At 72.9% G+C, this 23,199-nt stretch carries 19 protein-coding genes; 14 read left to right on the top strand and 5 right to left on the bottom strand.

Going from position 1 to position 23,199, the window contains the following annotated elements; all coding sequences use genetic code 11:
* Window positions 1–14 precede the first annotated feature (14 nt).
* A complete protein-coding gene (locus tag M8316_RS17120; RefSeq protein WP_250056591.1) occupies window positions 15–1,400 on the bottom strand; it encodes an aspartate aminotransferase family protein in 1,386 nt (461 codons plus the stop codon).
* Window positions 1,401–1,566: 166 nt separating this feature from the next.
* Here M8316_RS17120 and M8316_RS17115 point away from each other — a divergent pair, with 166 nt between their 5' ends.
* Both M8316_RS17115 and M8316_RS17110 read left to right on the top strand, forming a co-directional pair.
* Entirely contained in the window at window positions 1,567–3,195 is a 1,629-nt protein-coding gene (locus tag M8316_RS17115; protein ID WP_250056589.1) for an amidohydrolase, read from the top strand.
* A gap of 114 nt (window positions 3,196–3,309) precedes the next feature.
* Complete coding sequence (locus tag M8316_RS17110) at window positions 3,310–4,746, top strand: gamma-aminobutyraldehyde dehydrogenase (protein ID WP_250056587.1); 1,437 nt, start codon at window positions 3,310–3,312, stop codon at window positions 4,744–4,746.
* A gap of 73 nt (window positions 4,747–4,819) precedes the next feature.
* On the opposite strand, the gene M8316_RS17105 is transcribed toward M8316_RS17110, so the two are convergent.
* Window positions 4,820–6,532, bottom strand: coding sequence for a cation:proton antiporter (locus M8316_RS17105; protein ID WP_250056585.1), 1,713 nt, complete (start codon window positions 6,530–6,532; stop codon window positions 4,820–4,822).
* A 124-nt stretch (window positions 6,533–6,656) separates the two neighbouring features.
* Here M8316_RS17105 and dxr point away from each other — a divergent pair, with 124 nt between their 5' ends.
* The 6 genes from dxr (at window position 6,657) to M8316_RS17075 (ending at window position 12,997) form a co-directional block, all read left to right on the top strand.
* Window positions 6,657–7,745 (top strand): 1-deoxy-D-xylulose-5-phosphate reductoisomerase, encoded by a 1,089-nt coding sequence (dxr, locus tag M8316_RS17100; RefSeq protein ID WP_250056620.1) that lies wholly within the window; start codon window positions 6,657–6,659, stop codon window positions 7,743–7,745.
* Window positions 7,745–9,127, top strand: coding sequence for a M50 family metallopeptidase (locus M8316_RS17095; protein ID WP_250056583.1), 1,383 nt, complete (start codon window positions 7,745–7,747; stop codon window positions 9,125–9,127). Before dxr ends, M8316_RS17095 begins: the two co-directional genes overlap by 1 nt.
* Before the next feature lie 297 nt (window positions 9,128–9,424).
* Window positions 9,425–10,258, top strand: coding sequence for an endonuclease domain-containing protein (locus M8316_RS17090; protein WP_250056580.1), 834 nt, complete (start codon window positions 9,425–9,427; stop codon window positions 10,256–10,258).
* Between the two features lie 203 nt (window positions 10,259–10,461).
* Window positions 10,462–11,613, top strand: coding sequence for a flavodoxin-dependent (E)-4-hydroxy-3-methylbut-2-enyl-diphosphate synthase (ispG, locus tag M8316_RS17085; RefSeq protein ID WP_250056578.1), 1,152 nt, complete (start codon window positions 10,462–10,464; stop codon window positions 11,611–11,613).
* Between the two features lie 129 nt (window positions 11,614–11,742).
* On the top strand, window positions 11,743–12,588 hold the full coding sequence (locus M8316_RS17080; RefSeq protein WP_250056577.1) for a GNAT family N-acetyltransferase: 846 nt from the start codon (window positions 11,743–11,745) through the stop codon (window positions 12,586–12,588).
* 28 nt (window positions 12,589–12,616) lie between these two features.
* The gene (locus M8316_RS17075; protein WP_250056574.1) at window positions 12,617–12,997 is read left to right on the top strand and encodes a DoxX family protein; all 381 of its coding nucleotides are present in this window, start codon (window positions 12,617–12,619) and stop codon (window positions 12,995–12,997) included.
* A gap of 31 nt (window positions 12,998–13,028) precedes the next feature.
* Here the strand turns inward: M8316_RS17075 and M8316_RS17070 are convergent, their stop codons facing one another.
* Entirely contained in the window at window positions 13,029–14,069 is a 1,041-nt protein-coding gene (locus M8316_RS17070; protein ID WP_250056572.1) for a hypothetical protein, read from the bottom strand.
* A 189-nt stretch (window positions 14,070–14,258) separates the two neighbouring features.
* Between M8316_RS17070 and M8316_RS17065 the strand changes: the two genes are divergently transcribed.
* The 3 genes from M8316_RS17065 to M8316_RS17055 are packed head-to-tail and all read left to right on the top strand — an operon-like array spanning window position 14,259 to window position 18,389.
* A complete protein-coding gene (locus M8316_RS17065; RefSeq protein WP_250056570.1) occupies window positions 14,259–16,043 on the top strand; it encodes a proline--tRNA ligase in 1,785 nt (594 codons plus the stop codon).
* A 46-nt stretch (window positions 16,044–16,089) separates the two neighbouring features.
* Window positions 16,090–17,646 carry a succinyl-CoA:acetate CoA-transferase ScpC gene (gene scpC, locus M8316_RS17060; RefSeq protein WP_250056568.1) on the top strand — a complete coding sequence of 519 codons (1,557 nt, stop codon included), beginning with the start codon at window positions 16,090–16,092 and terminating at the stop codon, window positions 17,644–17,646.
* Window positions 17,643–18,389: an HAD family hydrolase gene (locus tag M8316_RS17055; RefSeq protein ID WP_250056567.1), complete on the top strand. Its 747-nt coding sequence runs from the start codon at window positions 17,643–17,645 to the stop codon at window positions 18,387–18,389. Before scpC ends, M8316_RS17055 begins: the two co-directional genes overlap by 4 nt.
* A gap of 12 nt (window positions 18,390–18,401) precedes the next feature.
* Here M8316_RS17055 and M8316_RS17050 read toward each other — a convergent pair whose 3' ends face one another.
* Complete coding sequence (locus tag M8316_RS17050; RefSeq protein WP_250056565.1) at window positions 18,402–18,884, bottom strand: HAD family hydrolase; 483 nt, start codon at window positions 18,882–18,884, stop codon at window positions 18,402–18,404.
* 346 nt (window positions 18,885–19,230) lie between these two features.
* Here M8316_RS17050 and M8316_RS17045 point away from each other — a divergent pair, with 346 nt between their 5' ends.
* Window positions 19,231–20,214: a zinc metalloprotease gene (locus tag M8316_RS17045; RefSeq protein WP_250056563.1), complete on the top strand. Its 984-nt coding sequence runs from the start codon at window positions 19,231–19,233 to the stop codon at window positions 20,212–20,214.
* Between the two features lie 202 nt (window positions 20,215–20,416).
* On the opposite strand, the gene M8316_RS17040 is transcribed toward M8316_RS17045, so the two are convergent.
* Window positions 20,417–21,451, bottom strand: coding sequence for a DUF4439 domain-containing protein (locus M8316_RS17040; protein ID WP_250056561.1), 1,035 nt, complete (start codon window positions 21,449–21,451; stop codon window positions 20,417–20,419).
* 157 nt (window positions 21,452–21,608) lie between these two features.
* Between M8316_RS17040 and rimP the strand changes: the two genes are divergently transcribed.
* The gene (gene rimP, locus M8316_RS17035; RefSeq protein WP_250056559.1) at window positions 21,609–22,094 is read left to right on the top strand and encodes a ribosome maturation factor RimP; all 486 of its coding nucleotides are present in this window, start codon (window positions 21,609–21,611) and stop codon (window positions 22,092–22,094) included.
* Complete coding sequence (gene nusA / locus M8316_RS17030) at window positions 22,094–23,068, top strand: transcription termination factor NusA (protein ID WP_250056557.1); 975 nt, start codon at window positions 22,094–22,096, stop codon at window positions 23,066–23,068. The genes rimP and nusA overlap by 1 nt, the downstream gene beginning before the upstream one ends.
* Window positions 23,069–23,199 lie beyond the last annotated feature (131 nt).

Here is a 23,199-nt window from a genome sequence, read left to right as displayed (position 1 = left end):
GAGCCCGGAGAGGCTCAGAGCATCGCGGACGCCTTCTCGAGGACGACGCGGAGCACCTGCTCCATCTCGTCGAACTCGGCCTGGCCGCAGATCAGCGGCGGGGACAGCTGGATGACCGGGTCGCCACGGTCGTCGGCGCGGCAGTAGAGGCCCTGGTTGAACAGCTCCTTGGAGACGAACCCGTAGAGGATGCGCTCGGACTCCTCGGCGGTGAAGGACTCCTTGGTGGCCTGGTCCTTGACGAGCTCGATGCCGTAGAAGAACCCGTCACCGCGGACGTCGCCGACGATCGGCAGGTCGCGCAGCTTCTCCAGGGTGGCGCGGAACGCGTCGCGGTTGTCGCGCACGTGCTCGAGGACGTTCTCCTCCTCGAACAGCTGCAGGTTGCGCAGGCCGACGGCCGCGGAGACCGGGTGGCCGCCGAAGGTGTAGCCGTGCAGGAACGACTCGGTGCCCTGCAGGAACGGCTCCATCAGCCGGTCGGAGGCGATCATCGCGCCGAGCGGGGAGTAGCCGGAGGTGAGGCCCTTGGCCGAGGTGATGATGTCGGGCTGGTAGCCGAAGCGCTCGGCGCCGAACATGTGGCCCAGGCGGCCGTAGGCGCAGATGACCTCGTCGGAGACCAGCAGCACGTCGTGCTCGTCGCAGATCTCGCGCACCCGCTCCCAGTAGCCCGGGGGCGGCGGGAAGCAGCCGCCGGCGTTCTGCACGGGCTCGAGGAAGACGGCCGCGACGGTCTCGGCGCCCTCGTTCTCGATCGCGATGCCCACCTGGTCGGCCGCCCACCGGCCGAACGCCTCCGGGTCGGAGCCGTCCATGAGGCCGGCGGTGATCTCGTGGGCGCGGTAGACGTTGGTGTTCGGCACCCGGAAGGTGGACGGCACCAGCGGCTCGAACGGGGCCTTGAGGCCCGGCAGCCCGGTGATCGAGAGCGCCCCCTGGGTGGTGCCGTGGTAGGCGACGGCTCGGCTGATCACCTTGTGCTTCATCGGCTTGCCGGTGAGCTTGAAGTAGTTCTTGGCGAGCTTCCAGGCCGACTCGACCGCCTCGCCGCCACCGCTGGTGAAGAAGACGCGGTTCAGGTCGCCCGGGGCGTAGCCGGCCACCTTCTCGGCCAGCTCGATCGCGGCCGGGTGGGCGTAGGACCACAGCGGGTGGAAGGCCAGCTGCTTGGCCTGCTCGGCAGCGGCGTCGGCCAGCTCCGTGCGGCCGTGGCCGAGCTGGTTGACGAACAGGCCGGCCAGGCCGTCCAGGTACTTCCGCCCGTGGCTGTCGTAGATGTAGGCGCCCTCGCCGCGGACGATCACGGGCACGTCCTCGGTCGCGTACCGACCGTGCTGCGTGAAGTGCATCCACAGGTGGTCCTTGGCGGCGCGCTGGAGGTGCTCGTAGTCCGTCATGGGGCCATCGTGACGGAGGGGTCGGGTGCAAGGCAAGCCCTGGGCGACGAAATCCGTCGCCATGACGACAAATGGGTGCGGATTCGGTTGTGACGAATGCGTTACGCGGAGGTTATGGATGACGCGCCTCTCGTGCCGGGGCCCGGCGCGCTGGTAGGAACGGGGCATGACGAGCACCCTGTTCACCGGCGGTGGCGTGTTCGACGGTCATCGCTACCGCGGCGCCGCCGACGTCCTCGTGGTCGACGGGCGGGTGGCGGTCGTCGCGGCTCCCGGCGAGGTCGGCGCAGCCCCCGACGTGGCGGTGGTGGACGCCGACGGCGCGCTGCTCCTGCCCGGCTTCACCGACGCCCACGTGCACGCCGTGCAGGGCGGTCTCGAGCGCATCCGGTGCGACCTCTCGGAGGCCTCGACGGCAGCGGCGTACCAGCGCGTGGTCGGCGACTACGCCCTCGCCCACCCCGAGGCGGCCTGGGTGCAGGGCGGCGGCTGGGCGATGAGCGCGTTCCCCGGCGGCACGCCGACCGCCGACCTGCTCGACGCCGTCGTGCCCGACCGGCCCGTCTTCCTGCCCAACCGCGACCACCACGGCGCCTGGGTCAACAGCCGAGCCCTGGCGCTGGCCGGGATCGACGAGCACACGCCCGACCCGGCCGACGGCCGCATCGAGCGCGACGCGCAGGGCCGCCCCACCGGCACCCTGCACGAGGGCGCGATGCACCTCGTCTCGCGCTTGCTGCCGCCCACGCACGCGAGCGAGCACGACGCCGCGCTCGCCGAGGCTCAGCGCTACCTGCACTCCGTCGGGGTCACCGGCTGGCAGGATGCCATCGTCGGCGCCTACGCGGGCATGGACGACCCGGGGCCGGCCTACGTCCGGGCCGCCCGCGCCGGCACGCTCACCGCGGACGTCGTCGGGGCGCTGTGGTGGGACCGCGAGCGCGGCCTCGAGCAGCTGCCCGACCTGCTCGCGCTGCGGGCCGCCTACACGACCGGCCGGTTCCGGGCGACGAGCGTGAAGGTCATGCAGGACGGCGTCGCCGAGAACGGCACCGCCGCCATGCTCGAGCCCTACCTCGACCGCTGCGGCCACCCGACGTCCGCCTCCGGCCACTCCTTCGTGGACCCGCACGTGCTCCGCACGGCCGTGCCGGTGCTGGCCGCCGCCGGGTTCCAGGTGCACGTGCACGCCATCGGTGACCGCGGGGTGCGCGAGGCCCTGGACGCCTTCGAGTCCCTGGACGAGGCGGGGCGGTCGCTGCGCCACCACCTGGCGCACCTGCAGGTGGTGCACCCCGACGACGTCCCGCGCTTCGCCGAGCTCGGCCTGACGGCCAACATGCAGACCCTCTGGGCCTGCCTGGACGAGCAGATGGCCGAGCTGACGATCCCCTTCCTCGGGCCCGAGCGGTCGGCCTGGCAGTACCCGTTCGGGGACCTGCACCGCGCGGGCGCGGCGCTGGCGGCCGGCTCCGACTGGCCGGTCTCCACCCCGGACCCGCTCGCGGCGCTGCACGTGGCCGTCAACCGCGTCGAGCGCGGCGCCGACGGGCCGGCCGGCCACGAGCCCTTCCTGCCCGAGCAGGCGCTGCCCCTGGAGGTGGCCCTGGCCGCCTACACCTCCGGCAGCGCCGGCCTCAATGGGCGGCACGACGCCGGTCGGCTCGCGCCCGGGGCGGTGGCGGACCTCGTCCTGCTGGACCGCGACGTGTGCGCCGGCCCCGTCGAGGAGGTCGGCGCGGCCGGGGTGGTCGGCACCTGGGTGGCCGGCGAGCAGGTGCACGGCGCGACCTGATCGCGACCGTGATGGGGTCGGCGCAACGGATTCCGTGTGACACGGCGGTTACAACTACTGATCCGGTTGTCGAATCCGTTGTCGGCGGGCCGATACATCCCTAGGCTGCGGCGCATGGCCGACACGACCTTCTCCAACGTCATCAACGGCGAGCTGGTGCCCGCCGCCTCCGGCGAGACCTACGACGTCATCGACCCCACCACGGGCGGCGTGTACGCGCAGGCCCCGATGTCGGGCACCGAGGACGTCGACCGGGCCTACGCGGCGGCCGACGCGGCGTTCGAGGGCTGGGGCTGGGAGACCACCCCGCAGGACCGCGCCCGCGCGCTGCTCAAGCTGGCCGACGCGATCGAGGAGCGGGCCGAGGAGATCGCCCGGGTCGAGTGCGCCGACACCGGCAAGCCGTTCCAGCTGACCATGGACGAGGAGATGGGCTACGCCCACGACCACTTCCGGTTCTTCGCGGGCGCCGCGCGCATCCTGGAGGGCCGCTCGGCCGGGGAGTACATGACCGACCACACCTCGTTCGTGCGGCGCGAGCCGATCGGCGTCGTGGGCCAGGTGACGCCCTGGAACTACCCGCTCATGATGATGATCTGGAAGATCGCGCCCGCGCTGGCGGCCGGCAACACGATCGTGCTCAAGCCCAGCGACACCACGCCCGCCTCGTCCACCCTGCTGGCCGAGATCGCGCAGGAGTTCCTGCCGCCGGGCGTGCTGAACGTCGTGTGCGGCGACCGCGACACCGGCCGGGCGCTGGTCTCGCACCCCACCCCGCAGATGGTGGCCATCACCGGCTCCGTGCGCGCCGGCATGCAGGTCGCCGAGGCCGCCTCGTCCGACCTGAAGAAGGTCCACCTCGAGCTCGGCGGCAAGGCGCCCGTCATCGTCTTCGACGACGCGGACGTGGCCAGGACCGCCGAGGGGATCGCCGGCGCCGGGCTGTTCAACGCCGGCCAGGACTGCACGGCCGCGACCCGCGTCCTGGCCGCCCCCGGGATCCACGACGACCTCGTGGCCGCCCTGGCCGAGGCCGCGCAGGGGATGCCGACCGGTCGCCCCGACGAGGAGGGCGTCTACTACGGGCCCCTGAACAACGCCAACCAGCTGGCGCACGTGTCCGGCATGGTCGACCGCCTGCCGGACCACGCCGAGATCGTCACCGGCGGCGCCCGCAAGTACGACGAGGGCTACTTCTACGAGCCCACCGTCGTCTCGGGGCTGCGGCAGGACGACGAGCAGGTGCAGAACGAGATCTTCGGGCCGGTGATGACCGTGCAGAAGTTCTCCGACGAGGCCGAGGCGCTGCGCTGGGCCAACGACTCCAAGTACGGGCTGGCCTCCTCGGTGTGGACCGCCGACCACGGCCGGGCCATGCGCGTCTCGCGGCGTCTCGACTTCGGGGCGGTGTGGATCAACACCCACATCCCGTTCCTCTCCGAGATGCCCCACGGCGGGTTCAAGCACTCGGGCTACGGCAAGGACCTGTCCATGTACGGGTTCGAGGACTACACGCGCGTCAAGCACGTCATGAGCTACATCGGCGAGTAGGGGGTACCGGCGGTGGACGGGCTCCGCCCCGAGAGGGAGCCCGCCCCGGGGGGAGCGGGGGCCGAGCGGACGCTCAGCCCTGGAGCCCGTCCACCGTCATCTCTCCCGCGTCGAGGCGCAGCAGCATCTCCCGCACGGCCGCCGAGTCGTAGCGGCCGCTGGCCCGGGCGTCGAGCAGCGCCTCGCGCTGGTCGTCGATGATCGCCTGCCGCACCCGCCGGTACTCGGTGATCCGGCGGTGCCGGTCGGCCTCGTCGTCGCCCGCCCACAGCGTGTAGCGCTCGGGGTGGGAGGCCTCGCGGGCCTGGTCGAGCACCAACCACTCCACCTGGCGGCCGTCGAGACCGTTCGCGGCGATGTCGCCGGTGGTGGAGTCGGCCACCCCCGCGAGCAGCTCGGCCAGCGACGTGCCGTGCTCGCGGCGCACGTCGCGGCGGTCCACGCGCGCCCCCAGCCTCGTGACCAGCCAGGAGAGCGTCCCGCCCTGGAGGACGAGGGTGGCGACCGCCAGGGCGAACGCGGTGAGCACCAGCAGCGGCCGGTGGGCCGTGCCGGCGGGGATCGTCTGCGCGGCCGCCAGCGTGACGGCGCCGCGCAGGCCCGCCCAGAACAGCACCCCGCCGTCGCGCTTGCGCAGCTGCTCGTCGGCGTAGAAGCGCAGGTCGGCCTCCCGGCGCTCCAGCTCGGTACGGACCCGCGAGGCGCGCCGCTCGGCCGCCGCGGGGTCGTGCCGGCGGGTGACCGAGCGCTCCAGGCGTCCCTGCCAGTGACGGCGGACGGCCTCGGTGCGGGCGCGTCCGCGGGCGTGCTCGGTGCCTGCGCGCGCCACCAGCGTGGCCACGAACGCCGCCCGCACGCCCCACAGCACCAGGAGGCAGCAGCCGCCGACCAGCGCCACGTCGACCCAGGTGCGCGAGTCGGCGCGGAAGTCCTCCACCAGCCCCCGCGTCTGCAGACCCATCAGCAGGAACACGGCGCCCTCGAGCAGGAACGAGACCGAGTGCCAGTTGGTCGACTCGGCGCGGCGGACGGCGGCGGGCAGCTCGTGCACGCGGCGGGCACTGACCACCAGGCCGGCGACCACGGCGGCGACCAGGCCGGACGCGCCGGCCTCCTCGGCGGGGAAGAACGCCAGGTACGGCACCACGAACGAGGTCGCGACGTTGAGCGTGTCGTCGGCGATCCGGCTGCGCACCTGCAACGTCAGCCAGCCCACGACCGCGCCGACCAGCACGGCGACGACCAGCGACCGCAGCAGGTCGCCCGCCACGCCGCCCACCGTGAGCGCACCGCCGGCGACGGCCGAGCGCAGCAGCACCAGGGCGGTGGCGTCGTTGAGCAGGCCCTCGCCGTCCAGCACCGTGACCACGCGCGGGGCGACCCCGGCCTCCTTGACGATCGAGGTGGCCACCGCGTCCGTCGGGCTGATCACGGCGCCCAGGGCCATGCCGGCCGCGAAGCCGACGCCGGGCACGAGCGCGGAGACCACGAGCCCGCAGAGCAGGGCGCTGACCACCACGACGACCACGGAGAGCCAGGTGATCGAGCGCAGCTCGCGGCGGAAGTCCAGGGTCGGCATGTTCACCGCCGAGGCGTAGAGCAGCGGCGGCAGGATGCCGGCGAGCACCAGGTCGGGGTCGACCTCCACCACGTCGACGCCCGGCGCGTAGCTGAGCGCCACGCCGCCGGCCACCAGCGCCAGGGGAGCGGCCACCCCGATGCGCGGGGCCAGGGCGCTGACGGCGACGAGGACGACGAAGCAGACGATCAGCAGGCCGGGTGTCACGTCCTCGATGATGCCGGGTCGGCGGGCACGTCCACGGGGCTGCCAGGATGTGGCCGTGAGCAGCGCGACACCGTCCCCCTCCGACTCCCCGCCGAGCGGAGCCACGTCGCCCGAGCGGCGCGACGTGGTGGTCCTCGGCTCGACCGGCTCCATCGGGACGCAGGCGCTGGACCTCGTCCGCGCCAACCCCGACCGGTTCCGGGTCGTCGGCCTGACCGCGGGCGGGTCGCACCCGGACCTGTTCGCCGCCCAGGTCGAGGAGTTCGCCCCCGCGTTCAGCGGGCTGGGGGAGTCCGCCTCGGTGGAGGCGGCGGCACAGGAGTGCGACGTCGTCCTCAACGGCATCACCGGCGCCGTGGGGCTGCGCCCGACGCTGGCGGCGCTGGACGCCGGCAACACCCTCGCCCTGGCCAACAAGGAGTCGCTGATCATCGGCGGTCCGCTGGTCAAGGAACGGGCGCGGCCGGGGCAGATCGTGCCGGTCGACTCCGAGCACTCGGCGATCGCGCAGTCGCTGCGGGCGGGCTCGGCCGCCGAGGTGCGGCGCCTGGTGGTGACCGCGTCGGGCGGGCCGTTCCGCGGCCGCACCCGCGAGCAGCTCGCCGAGGTCACCCCGGCGCAGGCGCTGGCGCACCCGAACTTCGCGATGGGCACGGTCATCACCACGAACTCGGCGACGCTGGTGAACAAGGGCCTGGAGGTGATCGAGGCGCACCTGCTCTTCGACGTGCCGTTCGAGGCCATCGACGTGGTGGTGCACCCGCAGCAGTACATCCACTCGATGGTCGAGTTCACCGACGGTGCCGTCGTCGCCCAGATCGGGCTGCCGACCATGCTCGTGCCGATCGCGCTCGGCCTGGGCTGGCCCGACCGGGTGCCCGACGCCGAGACTCCCGTCGACTGGACCAAGGCCGCCGACTGGCGCTTCGAGCCGCTGGACGAGGAGGCCTTCCCCGCCGTCCGCCTGGCCCGCGAGGCCGGCGTCGCGGGCGGCACCGCCCCTGCCGTCTACAACGCGGCCAACGAGGAGTGCGTGGCCGCGTTCCACGGCGGACGCCTCTCGTTCCCGCAGATCGTGGACGTGGTGGCCGATGTTCTTGCCACGCACGACGTACGCTCGAACAGGCCTTCCCTCGACGACGTCCTCGCGGCCGACGCGTGGGCCCGTGGGGAGGCACGCACCCGGATCGAGAAGAACCACGGAGCCGCTTGATGACCGCCCTGCTCTACACCCTCGGGGTGGTCGTGTTCGTGCTCTCGATCCTGGTCTCGATCGGGTTGCACGAGCTGGGCCACCTCACGCCCGCCAAGCTCTTCGGCTGCAAGGTCAGCCAGTACTTCATCGGCTTCGGGCCAACGGTCTGGAGCAAGCGGATCGGGGAGACCGAGTACGGCCTCAAGGCGATCCCGCTCGGTGGCTACGTCAAGATCGTCGGGATGCTGCCACCCGGGGCCTCCGACGACCTCGGTGACCACCTGGCCGGCGGCGAGAGCATCGAGACGCTGCCGTCGGGCGAGACCGCGGTGAAGGTGCGCAAGTCCAACACCGGCATGTTCACCCAGCTGATCTCCGACGCCCGCGCCGCCGAGTGGGAGCTCGTGCAGCCCGAGGACGTCGACCGGCTCTTCTACCGCCTGCCGTGGTGGAAGAAGGTCGTGGTGATGGCCGGCGGTCCCACGGTCAACGTGCTCATCGCCTTCGTGCTGCTCCTGCTCGTCTTCTCCACCTACGGCCAGCGCACCTACGAGGTGGACGCCGGCGCCCCGACCGTCGAGACGGTCTCCGCGTGCGTCATCCCCTACGAGGACGGCTCGCGCGACTGCACCGCCTCCGACCCCGCGAGCCCCGCCGCCGAGGCCGGGCTGCTGCCCGGGGACACCATCACCGCCTTCAACGGCACCGCCATCACCTCGTGGGAGCAGCTGCGCACGCTGATCCGGGAGAACTCCGGCGGCGACGCCGTGATCACCTACGAGCGCGACGGCCGGACGCTGACCGGCGAGACCTCCACCACCGTGCAGGCGCGACCCACGTCGGTGACCGACGAGACCCTCACCCAGGTCGGCTTCCTCGGCATCACCCCGACCCAGCACCTGGTGGTCACCACCGGTGGCGTGCTGTTCACCCTCGACCAGATGGGTGGCATGGCCGTCGACGTGGTCCAGGCGATGGCGCACCTGCCGGTGAAGGTCTGGGGCGTGGCCAAGGCGATCGTGGGCATCGAGGACCGGGCCATCGACAGCCCGGTCTCGATCGTCGGCGGTGGCCGCATCGCCGGCGAGGTCTCCTCCGCGCAGACGATCCCGGTCGCCGACCGGCTCGCCTCGCTCGTGACGCTCGTGGCGCTGTTCAACTTCTTCATCGGGCTGTTCAACTTCATCCCGCTGCTGCCGCTGGACGGCGGGCACATCGCCTCCGCCCTGTGGGAGGGTCTGCGCCGCGGCCTCGCCCGGCTCCGCCGCCGTCCCGACCCCGGCTACGTGGACGCCGCCAAGCTGCTCCCGGTCGCCTACGTCGTCGGCTCGGCCATCCTCGTGATGGGGGTCGTCCTGATCGTCGGCGACATCGTCGCGCCGGTGCAGACGTCCCTCTGACCCTCCGCCTTCTCCTCGGCTGCCGCGGGACGTCATACATCTGAGGGGGACTGCGTCCGCTCCGTATGACGTCCGCGTGGTGACGGACGGGCGCGCGGGCCGGCAACCACCCACAGGAGGGCCGGTGCGCGCCGTCCTCCACAGGCCGCATCGATGGTCGGCCGTGACGGCGACATCGGTACCAGGGTCGGTGGCATGCACAGATGGCGCCTCGACGATCCCGTCCTGGCCCGAGCACGTGCGCTGGGTGAGGCACAGGGCGGAGCCCTCGGACGACGCCAGGCCTACTCGCTCGGGATGCCACGCTGGCTGATCGTTCGTGAGATCAAGCAGGGTCGCTGGCGGCGGGTGACCAGCCAGGTGGTGGCGGTTCACTGCGGACCGATGACCGACGACGGCCACCGTTGGGCAGCGGTCTTGTCGGGCGGGCCCCGCGCGGTGCTCGACGGAGCCGCGTCGTTGCAGGCGTCCGGTCTCGAGAGATTCCGCTCCCCGTCGGTACGGGTGTCGGTGCCTCGCGGCGCGCGCATCCGACGAACGCCCGCCTACGACATCCGCCAGACCCGGCGGTGGGCAGCCGGCGACGTCGCAGATGCGCCCGGGGCGCCCCGCACCAGGCCGGCGGTGGCCGCGGTCCGTGCGGGGCTGTGGGCGCGCACCGACAAGGAGGCGTCGCTCGTGGTGACGATGGCCGTCCAGCAGTCGGTGGCCCGGGTCGAGGACGTCGCTCGGGAGCTGCTGCGCGTCCGCCGCGACAAGCGGCGGCTCCTCCTGCACGCGCTGGTCAACGACCTGCTGGACGGCGTCCGTTCGCTCGGAGAGCTCGACGTGGCTCGCGAGCTGCGCAGACGCGGGCTGCCCGAGCCGTCGCGACAGCACCTGCGCCGGGACTCTCGCGGCCGCTACGTCCTCGACCTCTACTGGCCGGAGCTCGGCCTGGTGGTCGAGATCGACGGCATCCACCACCAGTGGGCAGAGAACGTCGTCGCCGATGCGTTGCGTCAGAACGCGCTGGCGCTCGCCGGCGACACCGTCCTGCGTCTCCCGTTGCTGGGTCTTCGCCTCGCTCCTGACGAGTTCTACGACCAGATCGCTCGGGCGATCGCCGACCGCCGACCCTTGGCCGCCTGACGCGACCGGAGAGTCGACCCGGGACGTCATACATCTGAGGGAGTGCGCCTCCGCTCCGTATGACGTCCCGATGGCCGCGGGGTGGACGTCATGCATCTGAGGGGGACTGCCTCCGCTCCGTATGACGTCCGCCCGCGCCCCTCGCCCCACCCACCACCGACGGGGTGCGGGGGAGCGAGGGACGGGTGGGTAGATTGGCTGCCATGACCGCAGTCAGCCTCGGAATGCCGTCGGCACCGCCGCCGACGCTGGCCCCCCGCCGCCAGACCCGCCAGATCCAGGTCGGGAAGGTCGGGGTCGGCTCGGACCACCCGATCTCGGTGCAGTCGATGACGACGACGCTCACCTCCGACATCAACTCCACGCTCCAGCAGATCGCCGAGCTCACGGCGTCCGGCTGCGACATCGTGCGCGTCGCGTGCCCGAGCCAGGACGACGCGGACGCGCTGCCCGCCATCGCGGCCAAGTCGCAGATCCCGGTGATCGCGGACATCCACTTCCAGCCGAAGTACGTCTTCGCGGCGATCGAGGCCGGCTGCGCGGCCGTCCGGGTCAACCCCGGCAACATCCGCAAGTTCGACGACCAGGTCAAGGAGATCGCCCAGGCGGCGAAGGACCACGGCACGTCGATCCGGATCGGCGTCAACGCCGGCTCGCTCGACAAGCGGATCATGGACAAGTACGGCAAGGCCACGCCCGAGGCGCTGGTGGAGAGCGCGAAGTGGGAGGCCAGCCTCTTCGAGGAGCACGGCTTCCGGGACTTCAAGATCTCGGTCAAGCACAACGACCCGGTCGTCATGGTGCGCGCCTACGAGCTGCTCGCGGCCGAGGGCGACTGGCCGCTGCACCTCGGCGTCACCGAGGCCGGCCCGGCGTTCCAGGGCACCATCAAGTCCGCCACCGCGTTCGGCGCGCTGCTCTCCCAGGGCATCGGCGACACCATCCGCGTCTCGCTCTCCGCGCCGCCGGTCGAGGAGGTGAAGGTGGGCCTGCAGATCCTGGAGTCGCTCAACCTGCGCCCCCGCCGCCTCGAGATCGTGTCGTGCCCCTCCTGCGGTCGCGCCCAGGTCGACGTCTACAAGCTCGCCGAGGAGGTCACCGCCGGCCTCGAGGGCATGGAGGTGCCCCTGCGGGTCGCCGTCATGGGCTGCGTCGTCAACGGCCCGGGCGAGGCCCGCGAGGCCGACCTCGGCGTCGCCTCCGGCAACGGCAAGGGCCAGATCTTCGTCAAGGGCGAGGTCATCAAGACCGTGCCCGAGTCGCAGATCGTGGAGACCCTCATCGAGGAGGCCATGCGCATCGCCGAGGGCATGGAGTCCGTCGACGGTGCCAGCGCCGACGTCACCGTCGGCTGACGTCAGGGCGGCGCCATCACCGGCGTCATCACCGGCGCCGGCAGGGCTCGGACGAGGCGGGCCGACCGCACCGGTCCGGCCGTCACGGGGTGAGACCCGGGGAGGTCGGGGAGCACGTAGGGTGAGTCCGTGCTGACCACCCGCCACGGGGTCCGACCGCTCGGGCCCGCCGACCTGGACGAGTTCCTCGACCTCGTCGGTCAGGACCCGGTGGTCAACGTCTTCGCCGAGTACCGCGCCCGCACGACCAACCTCGAGCCCCGCTGGCTCGGCGGGGAGGTCTGGGGCCGGTTCGCGGACGGCTCGCTCGTCGCCGCCTGCCACGTGGGCGCGAACCTGGTGCCGATCCAGGCGACCCCGGACGACGCCCGTGCCTTCGCGCAGCGCGCCGCCGGCCGGTCGCGCACGGTCTCCACGATCGTCGGGCCGCACGAGGCCGTCGACCCGTTCTGGCGGGCGGTCGGCCACGCGTGGGGCCGCCCGCGCGAGCTGCGCTGGATGCAGCCGCACCTGGAGATCGGCTCGGCTCCGCTGGTCGAGCCCGACCCCGGCGTCCGTCGCACGACCCGGCACGACATGGACCTGCTGTACCCGGCCTGCGTGGCCATGTACACCGAGGAGGTCGGCGTCTCCCCGGAGGCCGGCGGCGGCTCGGACATGTACCGCGCCCGCGTCGCCCAGCTCGTGGGGCGCGGCTGGTCGTTCGCCAAGTTCGAGGGCGGCCGGCTGGTCTTCAAGGCCGAGGTCGCGTGCGCGTCCGCGACGGCCGCGCAGGTCCAGGGCGTCTGGGTCGACCCGCAGCGCCGTGGCGAGGGCCTCGCCACCCGCGGCATGGCGGCGGTCGTCGACCTCGTCCGTCGGGACGTGGCGCCGACCGTGAGCCTGTACGTCAACGAGTGGAACGCGCCCGCCCGCAAGGCCTACGAGCGGGTCGGGTTCCGTGAGACCCGCCGTTTCTCCACCGTGATGTTCTGATCGGTTACCGGCGAGTAAGGTCGGAGGCATGGCACTCAGTCGCTCCTCCGCCGTCGTCGCTGCCGCCTTCGCCGTGAGCGGGTACGTCCACCTCAAGCACCCCGAGGTCTTCGAGCCCGTGATGCCGTCGTGGCTGCCCAAGCACCGCGAGCTCATCCTGGCCAGCGGCGTCGCGGAGATCGCGTGCGCCGCGGGCATGGCCGTGCCGGCCACCCGGAAGCCGGCCGCCCTGGCCAGCACCGCGCTGCTCGTGGCCGTCTATCCGGCGAACGTCAAGATGGCCAAGGACTCCGTGGCCCGGGGCAGCCGCGGCGACCGTCGCCTCCAGGTGGCGACCGTGCTGCGGCTGCCCATGCAGTGGCCCATGATCCGCTCGACCTGGCGCACCTTCCGCGGCCTGGACGGCTGAGCAACGCCCGGTTGGAACAGCCGGCGGCTGCTCAGGACGCGGCCGTCGGCTCCAGGTCGCTCGCACGCGCGCACGACGCGCCGTGGCACCGCACCGTGGCGGCCTTGCGTCGTCCGTCGACGTCGGCCACGAACGTGCGGTCGCCCTCCCAGCCGAGGGTCCAGATCCAGCCGTACCCGACGTCGTAGGTCAGCAGGTGGCGCCCACGGCCGGTCCGCAGGTCGACCTCGGTCGGGCCCATCCCGTCCGAGAGGATGTGGACCGTCAGGAGGCGGCTGCCGTCCGGGCTGAACGACTCCACGCGCTCCTGGCAGGAGCGCCAGCGGGTCCGCGCGAGGTCGTCGAGGGGCCGGACGACGCTGCACCCGTCCAGGTAGGGGTCACCGGTGAAGGTGGCCACCCGACCGGCCTCGAAGCTGACCCGGTAGGCGATCTCGTCGAGCAGCGTGGTGACCCGTCGTCCCTCGCGCCAGCGCCACAGGAGCGTGCGCTCGCCCGACCAGTCCGCCAGCAGGACGCGGGTGCGGTCGGCGCCGGTGACGCTGGGCAGCCCGTCGACGGAGCGCCGGGCGAGACGGTCGCCGGTGCGGGTCGCGAACATGGTCAGCTGCGTCGCCCCCTTCCTCGTGCGTTCCCGCAGGAGGGCGCTGCCGCCCTCGACGAGGCGCAGGGTGCCGGGCTGCACGTCCTCCAGCAGGAGGCGTCGTCGCCCGTCCGCGTCCACGCGCAGGGTGCGCCAGGTGCCGTCGCGGCGGGTGGCGACGACCGCGAGCGTGTCCTCGCCGTCACCGGCGTGCCCGACGAGGACCCGCTGGTCCCCGACCAGCCGCACCCGCTGCCCGCCGATGACGAGGAACCTGCCGTCGAGGTGCGGCAGGCGCTGGTCCACGCCGCGCTCGAGCTGCTGCGGGCGGACGTCCACGACCGGGACGCCGCGTGCGTCAGCGGCCGACGCGGAGGGGAGCCCCGCGGCGCCGGCGAGCGGCGCGGCGAGCAGGGCGGTGACGAGGGCTCCCAGGCCCCGGCGCAGGCGCGGGGCAGTGAGCAGGGTGGCGAGCGGTGAGTGGTGCACGGCGGTCCTCCGAGCGGGGTTCATGCCTCCGGTGACGGAGCCCGAGGTGCCGGGCTCCCAGTGACAGGACGCCGCCGGCGCGCAAGTGGTTGCAACGCGGCCGACGTTGCCCACGAGGAGCGGAGCCGCGGGACCGTGGACGGGTAACCGAGTGGGAACGAGCCCGACCCGGGCCGTAGTCTCAGCGCCATGATCATGCGCATGTCCAGCCTGTTCCTGCGGACCCTCCGGGAGGACCCGGCGGACGCGGAGGTGCCGAGCCACAAGCTGCTCGTGCGCGCCGGCTACGTCCGCCGTGCGGCGCCGGGCATCTACACGTGGCTGCCGCTGGGCCTGAAGGTGCTGCGCAAGGTCGAGGCGATCGTCCGCGAGGAGATGGACGCCATCGGCGCCCAGGAGCTGACGTTCCCCGCGCTGCTGCCCCGCGAGCCCTACGAGGCCACGAACCGCTGGACGGAGTACGGCGACTCGCTCTTCCGCGTCGTCGACCGCAAGGGCGCCGACTACCTGCTCGGGCCCACGCACGAGGAGATGTTCACCCTCACCGTCAAGGACCTGTACTCCTCGTACAAGGACCTGCCGCTCTCGATCTACCAGATCCAGAACAAGTACCGCGACGAGGCGCGCCCCCGCGCCGGCATCCTGCGCGGCCGCGAGTTCGTCATGAAGGACTCCTACTCCTTCGACGTCGACGACGCCGGCCTCGAGGCCAGCTACCAGGCGCACCGCGACGCCTACGTGCGGATCTTCGACCGGCTCGGCTTCGACTACGCGATCGTCAAGGCGACCTCGGGCGCCATGGGCGGCTCGCGCTCGGAGGAGTTCCTGGCCAAGGCGGACGTCGGCGAGGACACCTACGTGCGCAGCCCCGGCGGGTACGCGGCGAACGTGGAGGCCGTCACCACGCTGGCCCCCGAGCCCGTGCCCTTCGACGACGCGCCCGCCGCGCACGCCGAGGACACCCCCGACACCCCGACCATCGCCACGCTGGTCGACCACCTCAACGCGGCCCACCCGCGCGAGGACCGTCCCTGGGCGGCCGGCGACACGCTCAAGAACGTGCTGCTCATGCTCAAGCACCCCGACGGCACCAAGGAGCCGCTGGCCATCGGCCTGCCGGGCGACCGCGAGGTCGACCAGAAGCGGCTCGAGGGCCAGCTGGAGCCCATCGAGGTCGAGCCCATGACGGACGAGGAGCTCAAGGAGTTCCCCGCCCTGGTCAAGGGCTACATCGGCCCCGCCCACGACGGCCGGACGATCCTGGGCGAGGAGTCCGAGTCGGGCATCCGCTACCTCGTCGACCCGCGCGTGGTCGAGGGCACCCGCTGGGTCACCGGCGCCAACAGCCCCGGCCAGCACGTCCTGGACCTGGTGGCCGGCCGCGACTTCACCGCCGACGGCACCATCGAGGCCGCCGAGGTCAAGGCCGGCGACCCCGCCCCCGACGGCTCCGGCCCGCTGGAGCTGGCCCGCGGCATCGAGATGGGCCACGTCTTCCAGCTCGGCCGCAAGTACGCCGAGGCGCTCGACCTCAAGGTGCTCGACGAGAACGGCAAGCTCGTCACCGTCACGATGGGCTCCTACGGCATCGGCGTCAGCCGCGCGGTCGGCGCCATCGCCGAGGGCACCCTGGACGAGATCGGCCTGTGCTGGCCCCGCCACGTCGCGCCCGCCGATGTCCACCTGGTCGCGGCCGGCAAGGACGAGGCGATCTTCGCCGCGGCCGACCGGATCGCCACCGAGCTGTCCCAGGCCGGCGTCGAGGTCCTCTACGACGACCGCACCGGCAAGATCAGCCCCGGTGTGAAGTTCAAGGACGCCGAGCTCATCGGCGTCCCGACGATCGTCGTGGTGGGCAAGAACCTGGCCACCGACGGCACCGTCGAGGTCCGCGACCGGAAGTCCGGCGAGAAGCAGGCGCTCGCGGCCGACCACGTGGTCGCGCACCTGGTCGACCTGGTGCGCACCGCCTGATGGACCCCGTCGGCACGGTCACCGCCTGCAGGAGCAGACTGTGACCGTGCCGACACCTGTCACGTCCCGGATCACCTGTCCCCGGCTCGCAGGCCGCACCGCCACGGCCGAGGAGGCCGCGGCACTGATCCGCCCCGGCGACAACGTCGGCATCTCCGGCTTCACCGGTGCCGGCTACCCCAAGGCCGTGCCCTCCGCGCTGGCCGCCCGGATGCACGCAGCCCGGGAGGTGGGGGAGGAGTTCCGGGTGGGCCTGTGGTCGGGGGCGTCCACCGCGCCCGAGGCCGACGGAGTGCTGGCCGAGGCGCACGGGATCTCCAAGCGGCTGCCCTACAACTCCGACCCGACCCTGCGCCGCGAGATCAACGCCGGCGAGGTCGAGTACGTCGACGCCCACCTCTCGCACTCGGCCCAGCACATGTGGTTCGGCTTCTACGGCCACCTCGACGTGGCGGTCGTCGAGGTCGCGGCGGTGCTGCCGAACGGGCTGCTGGTGCCGTCCTCCTCGGTGGGCAACAACAAGACGTGGCTCGACCAGGCGGACAAGGTGATCCTCGAGGTCAACCACTGGCAGCCCCGCGACCTCGAGGGCTTCCACGACGTCTACTACGGGACCCGCCTGCCCCCGTTCCGCGCGCCCCTGCAGCTCACGCACCCGATGCAGCGCATCGGCGACCCCTACCTGCGCGTCGACCCCGACAAGGTCGTCGCCGTCGTCGAGACCGACGCCCCGGACCGCAACAGCCCGCTGTCGGTGCCCGGCGATGACGACCGCGCCATGGCCGAGCACCTGGTGGACTTCCTGCGCCACGAGGTCCGCGCCGGCCGGATGCCGGCCACCCTGCTGCCGCTGCAGTCCGGCGTCGGCAACGTGGCGAACGCGGTGATGGCCGGGCTGGCGGACAGCGAGTTCGAGAACCTGACCTCGTTCACCGAGGTCATCCAGGACGGCCTGCTCGACCTGCTCGACTCCGGCACCCTCACCGGCGTCTCGGCCACCTCGTTCGGGCTCTCGCCGACCGGGGTGCAGCGGTTCATGAGCGACGTCGGCGCCTACAAGGGCCGCATCCTGCTGCGCAGCGAGGAGATCTCCAACCACCCCGAGCTCGTGCGCCGGCTCGGCGTCATCGCGATCAACGGCATGATCGAGGCGGACGTCTACGGCAACGTGAACTCCACGCACGTGATGGGCTCGAGCATCATGAACGGCATCGGCGGCTCCGGCGACTTCGCCCGCAACGCCTACCTGAACTTCTTCGTCAGCCCCTCCACGGCCAAGGGCGGCGCCATCTCCTCGATCGTGCCGTTCGCCAGCCACGTCGACCACACCGAGCACGACGTGCACGTGCTGGTCACCGAGCAGGGCCTGGCCGACCTGCGCGGCCTCTCGCCCTCGGCCCGCGCCGACGTGGTGATCGAGAGGTGCGCCCACCCCGACTTCCGCGACCAGCTGCGCGACTACGTCGGTCGCGCCCGTCGCGAGCGGCCCACGGCCCGGCACACGCCGCACCTGCTCGACGAGGCGCTCTCCTGGCACCAGCGCTACCTCGACACCGGTTCCATGCTCGACGGGGGCTCCCTGCTCGAGGGCGGTCGCGCATGAGCGCGACCGGCGGCGGCATCGAGGCCGTCGTCTTCGACTGGGGTGGGACTCTCACGGCCTGGCACGACGTGGACTTCCACGCCGAGTCGCTGGCGCTGGCGCAGGCGGTGCGTCACGTCCACGGCCACGACGACGGGACGCCGGCGGCGCTGGCCGCCCACGCCGACGCGGCCGCCCGCCTGCACGCCGCCGGGCCCATCGTGTGGGGCCGCACCCGCGACGAGCAGCGCGCCGCCACGGTGGCCGACCTCTTCGACGAGGCCGGCCTCGACCACGACCCGGCACTGCTCGCGGCCTACCAGGAGTTCTGGGAGCCGCACACGCTGACCGACCCCGACGTCGGCCCGCTGTGGTCATGGCTGCGGGAGCAGGGCATCAAGGTCGGCGTCCTGTCCAACACCCTGTGGCCGCGCGAGTGGCACCGCGGCTTCTTCGCGCGCGACGGCGTCCTCGACCTGCTCGACGGCGACGTCTACTCCAGCGAGCTGACCTGGACCAAGCCCGACCCCCGCGCCTTCGGTGCGGCGCTCGACGCGGTCGGCGCCACCGACCCGGCCCGCTGCGTCTACGTGGGGGACCGGCTGTTCGACGACGTCTGGGGCGCCCAGAACGCCGGCCTGCGTGCCGTGCACGTGCCCCACAGCCGCATCCCGGCCGAGCAGGTCGGCCACACCGAGGGCACCCCGGACGCGGTGGCGCACTCGCTCGCCGACCTGCGCGACATCGTCGCCGACTGGTCGTGACCGCCCGCCGACTCAGAACAGGTCGAGCAGCTCGAGCAGGGACGCGACCTCGCCGGGGCGAGGCGGCTGGCCCCGGGTGATCCGCACCGCGTCGATGCCGACCTCCCGCGCGCCCTCGCAGTAGCCGGCCTGGTCGTCGACGAGCAGGGCGTCGCCGGCAGGCACGTCGAGCGCCGTCAGGGCCGCACGGTAGATGCCGGCGTCCGGCTTGGCGCTGCCTACCTCGCACGAGAGGATGACGGCATCGACCAGGTCGTCCAGGCCGGTGGCCTCGAGGAGCGTGCGCGCGTTCGGTGCGCAGTTGCTCACGAGCGCGGTGCGCACGCCTCGTTGTCGCAGCGCGGTCAGGAAGGGCACGGTGTCGTGGTGCACGACGGCGTGCTCCACGAGCAGAGCCGCGTCCCGGACGACGAGGCCGGATGCCTGCGCCACGTCCCTGCCCGCTCCGGCGAGCACGGCCTCGAAGAGGTGGAGCGGCGCGAGACGCCCCGTCATCAGGTCCCCGGCGCGGGGGGAGGAGCACTGTGAGCAGGTCCTCCACGCCCAGCCCGCAGGACGCGACGAGCGACCGCGTGCCGAAGACGTCGACGAGCGCCGCGCGGGAGGTCACGGACGAGACGCTACGTGACACCGGACCGCCAGATCTCCCGTCTCGTCCGGGATGGTGGGACGGAATTTCTGCAGGTTCCTGCAGGGGAAGAAGATGCACCAGGCATACCGCACTTTTGGCGGACGTCGTCCTGCACGCTGCTCCCCACGGTCGCGCTGGGCGACCACAGGACTCGGACAGGCATGCCACAGGAGGCATGCGTCCGCGGAGAAGAAGACGAGGCCCTGGACCATGCACCACCTGCCCGCCCGCACCGGGATCGCGCGCCTCGCGACCGGTGCCGCGCTCTCCCTCACCGCCGCCGCGCTCACCAGCAGCATGCTGGCCGCGCCGGCCCAGGCCGCCGTCCCCGCGGCGACCGGTGCCTCCGCCTCGTCCGAGGCCTGCATCGAGGGTGCCGCCGACGGCACCGAGGCCGCGCGGGGCTCGCACACCGGTGTCGACCACCGTGAGATCAGCGCCGCCGAGCAGGCCCGCATCGAGAGGCGCTTCTCCAAGCAGCTGAAGGCCGCGCGCAAGACCCAGGACCTCACCGCCGCCGCCGCGGCCACCGCCTCGGGCGACATCCCGGTCTACGTCCACGTCATGCGGGACAGCCAGGGCAACGGCGACGTCACCGACGCCCAGATCGCGGCTCAGATCGACGTCCTCAACGGCTCCTACGGCGGCCAGAAGTCCGCGAGCGCCACGGACACCGGGTTCACGTTCACCCTCGCCGGCATCGACCGCTACGACAACACCCGCTGGCACCAGGACAAGCAGTCCTCGGCCTACCGCAAGCAGACCCGCCAGGGAGGCGCGAACGCGCTGAACATGTGGCTCGTCGACTTCGACTACCTCGGCATCGCCACCTTCCCGTGGGACTACGCCCGCAACGGCGCGATCGACGGCATCCGCGTCCACTTCGACTCGCTGCCCGGCGGCTCCATCGCCAACTACAGCGAGGGCGAGACCGCCACCCACGAGGCCGGCCACTGGCTCGGGCTCTACCACACGTTCCAGGGCGGCTGCACGACCACCAACGACGAGGTCGAGGACACCCCGGCCCAGTCCAGCTCGACCACCGGCTGCCCCGAGGGTCGCGACTCCTGCTCGCTGCCCGGCACCGACCCGATCCACAACTTCATGGACTACTCCTACGACTCCTGCTACCTGGAGTTCACCGCCGGTCAGTCGACCCGCATGAGCCAGATGTGGACCGCCTACCGGGCGTGACGCACTGATGCCCCCTCGGGGCCCGCGGCCCGGTGCAGGGTCCTGCAGCGCAGGAACCTGAGGCACCGTCCGGGGTTCCCCTCGGCAGGAGAGGGGGCAGGAGAGCGACGACCGCGGTCGTCGGCCGGGAGGATCTCGGGCCCTCCCGGCCGGCACCGCGGTCTCGTGCGTCCGGAGGTGCCCCGCGGCGACGCGGGAGGGCTCAGGCCAGCAGGCCCGTGGGGCGGGCGCCGGCCGCCGGGCCGATGACGAGCGACGTCACGGAGGCGTCCGCCACGACTCCCGCCGCCCAGCGGCGCAGGCTCCCGGTGGTCGCGGCCGTCATGTACCCGTAGGCCTCGGCGGTCGCCGACTCCAGGTCGCGGGCCGCGGCCCGCACCCGGGCGGGGGTCCGCAGGGACGGCAGGTCGTAGGCCGCGGCGGAGCCGACAGGGTCCACGTCGAGGCTCCGCAGGGCGTCCTCGAGGTCGTCGCGGCGGTCGCGGTGCGCGGCCGAGGCGGCCTGGAGCGCCAGGTACTGGGTGGGCTGCGTGCTCACCGAGGTCGCGGCGCCCAGCGAGGCCAGCACCCAGATGGCGGCGTGCTCGGCGGCCAGGGCGGCCTGGAGCGCGTCGACCCCGTCCTGGGCGAGCAGGCCGTCCGCGGCGGTACCGGTCAGGTCCGGCACGGCGGCCGAGGACGGCACCGAGGCCGGCCCGCCGAGGGGGTCGAGGACGGCGGCCTGCGAGAGCCCCGCGGCGAGACCGGCCAGCAGGCGGGCCAGGGCGCCGCTGTCGGCAGCGGTCGCCAGCGCGAGCAGGTCGCGCTGCGCGGACGCCTCCTGCCGCCGCAGCCGCCCGAGGCTGCGCCGGCCCGCGGGGGCGTCCGGGGTGGTCGCCGGGGTCGTCGCCGGTGTCTCCTCGGACGAGAGGCGCGCGACCTGGGCGTCGTGCAGGCGCACGAGGCGCCGGGCGGCCGCCCGGTCGGCGGCCGGCAGGGTGCCGAGCGTGGCACGGCCTGCGGACGCGAGCCCGCTCAGCAGCGTCGTCGCCTCGGCCACGCGCTCGACGTCCGCGTCCGTCCCCGTGGTGCTGCCCCCGGCCGAGGACGTCGCGGTCGGGCTCGCCGTGCCGCCGGCGGTCCGGCTGCTGCCGGGCAGGGTGCCGCACGAGGTGAGGGCGGCCGCGCCGGCCAGCCCCACGCCGAGGCGGGCGGCCGCGACGAGCAGGGACCGTCGGTCGAGCAGGGGAGCGGGCACGCGGGGAGGGTACCCGCGGTCGCGGACCCGCCCGCCGTCGGCGGCGACGTGGCAGGCCGCGCAAAGCGCGTTAGTCTGATGCCGCACGCGGGGCCGGCTCGAGCCGGCCGCCGCACGCAGTACCGCCCCACAAGAGAACACCGGAGGTCGCACGGTCGTGAGCAACCGTCAGGACACCACCAGGGACAGGGTGGAGGCCGCGATCACCGGGCCTCTGTCGGACCTGGGGCTGGACGTGGAGGCCGTGGAGCTGAGCCCGGCCGGGAAGCGCCGCCTGCTGCGGGTCGCCGTCGACACCGACGGCGGGCTGACCCTGGACGACGTCGCCGACGCCACCCGCGCCATCTCCGCGGTGCTGGACGACGAGGCGAGCACCGTCATGGGGGAGCAGCCCTACACGCTGGAGGTCACCTCGCGCGGGGTGGACCGTCCGCTGACCCTGCCGCGCCACTGGCGCCGCAACGTCGGACGCCTGGTGAAGGTCGTCCTCGCCGACGGCACGACGGTCACCGGTCGGCTCACCGGCAGCGACGACGCCGGTGCCGAGCTGGAGGTCTCCGGCAGCGCCCGCACCGTCGCGTTCGACGAGGTGACCAAGGCCCTCGTCCAGATCGAGTTCAACCGCACGGAGGAGGACGCCTGATGGACATCGACATGAGCATCCTGCGCACGCTGGAGCGGGAGAAGGAGATCCCGCTCGACGTGCTCGTGGAGGCGATCGAGCAGGCGCTGCTGACCGCCTACCAGAAGTCGCCCGGTGCCTACGAGCAGGCCCGCGTCGAGCTGGACCGCAAGACCGGGCACGTCAGCGTCCTCGCGGCCGAGCTGGACGACGACGACAACAAGATCGGCGAGTTCGACGACACCCCGGCCGGCTTCGGCCGGATCGCCGCGACGACCGCGAAGCAGATCATGCTCCAGCGGCTGCGCGACGCCGAGGACGACATCAAGTTCGGTGAGTTCTCCGGCAAGGAGGGCGACATCGTCTCCGGCATCATCCAGCAGGGTCGCAACCCCGACGACGTGCTCGTCGACCTGGGTCGCCTGGAAGCACTGCTGCCGGTCGGCGAGCGGGTGCCGGGGGAGACCTACCGTCATGGCGACCGGATCAAGTGCCTCGTCGTCAGCGTGCGCAAGGGGATGCGCGGCCCGCAGGTGACGCTGTCGCGCTCGCACCCGAACCTGGTCAAGAAGCTCTTCGCGCTCGAGGTGCCGGAGATCGCCGACGGCACCGTCGAGATCGCCGCCATCGCCCGCGAGGCCGGCCACCGCACCAAGATCGCGGTCGGCAGCACCGTCTCGGGCGTCAACCCGAAGGGCGCCTGCATCGGCCCCATGGGGCAGCGCGTGCGGAACGTGATGTCGGAGCTGGGCGGGGAGAAGATCGACATCGTCGACCACTCCGAGGACCCCGCGGTCTTCGTGGCCAGCGCGCTCTCCCCGGCCCGCGTCTCCTCGGTGGAGGTCGTCGACGCCGCGACCCGCTCGGCCCGGGTGGTCGTGCCCGACTTCCAGCTCTCGCTGGCGATCGGCAAGGAGGGCCAGAACGCCCGCCTCGCCGCCCGCCTGACCGGCTGGCGCATCGACATCCGCTCCGACGAGAGCCCGGCGGAGTAACCCACCGAGCAGCGAGCACCGAGCAGCGCGGCGCCCGTGGGCAGCCCGCACGTCGACATGCCGACCAGCAGCGCGTGGGCCGGCCACGGCGCCCCCGCCGTCGCGCCCGTCGCGCCGGTCCGTCCTCGACG

It is taken from the genome of Nocardioides bruguierae (assembly GCF_023554635.1).
In the GTDB taxonomy this organism is placed as follows: Bacteria; Actinomycetota; Actinomycetes; order Propionibacteriales; family Nocardioidaceae; genus Nocardioides; species Nocardioides bruguierae.
This window is presented reverse-complemented; position numbering and strand designations above follow the sequence as displayed.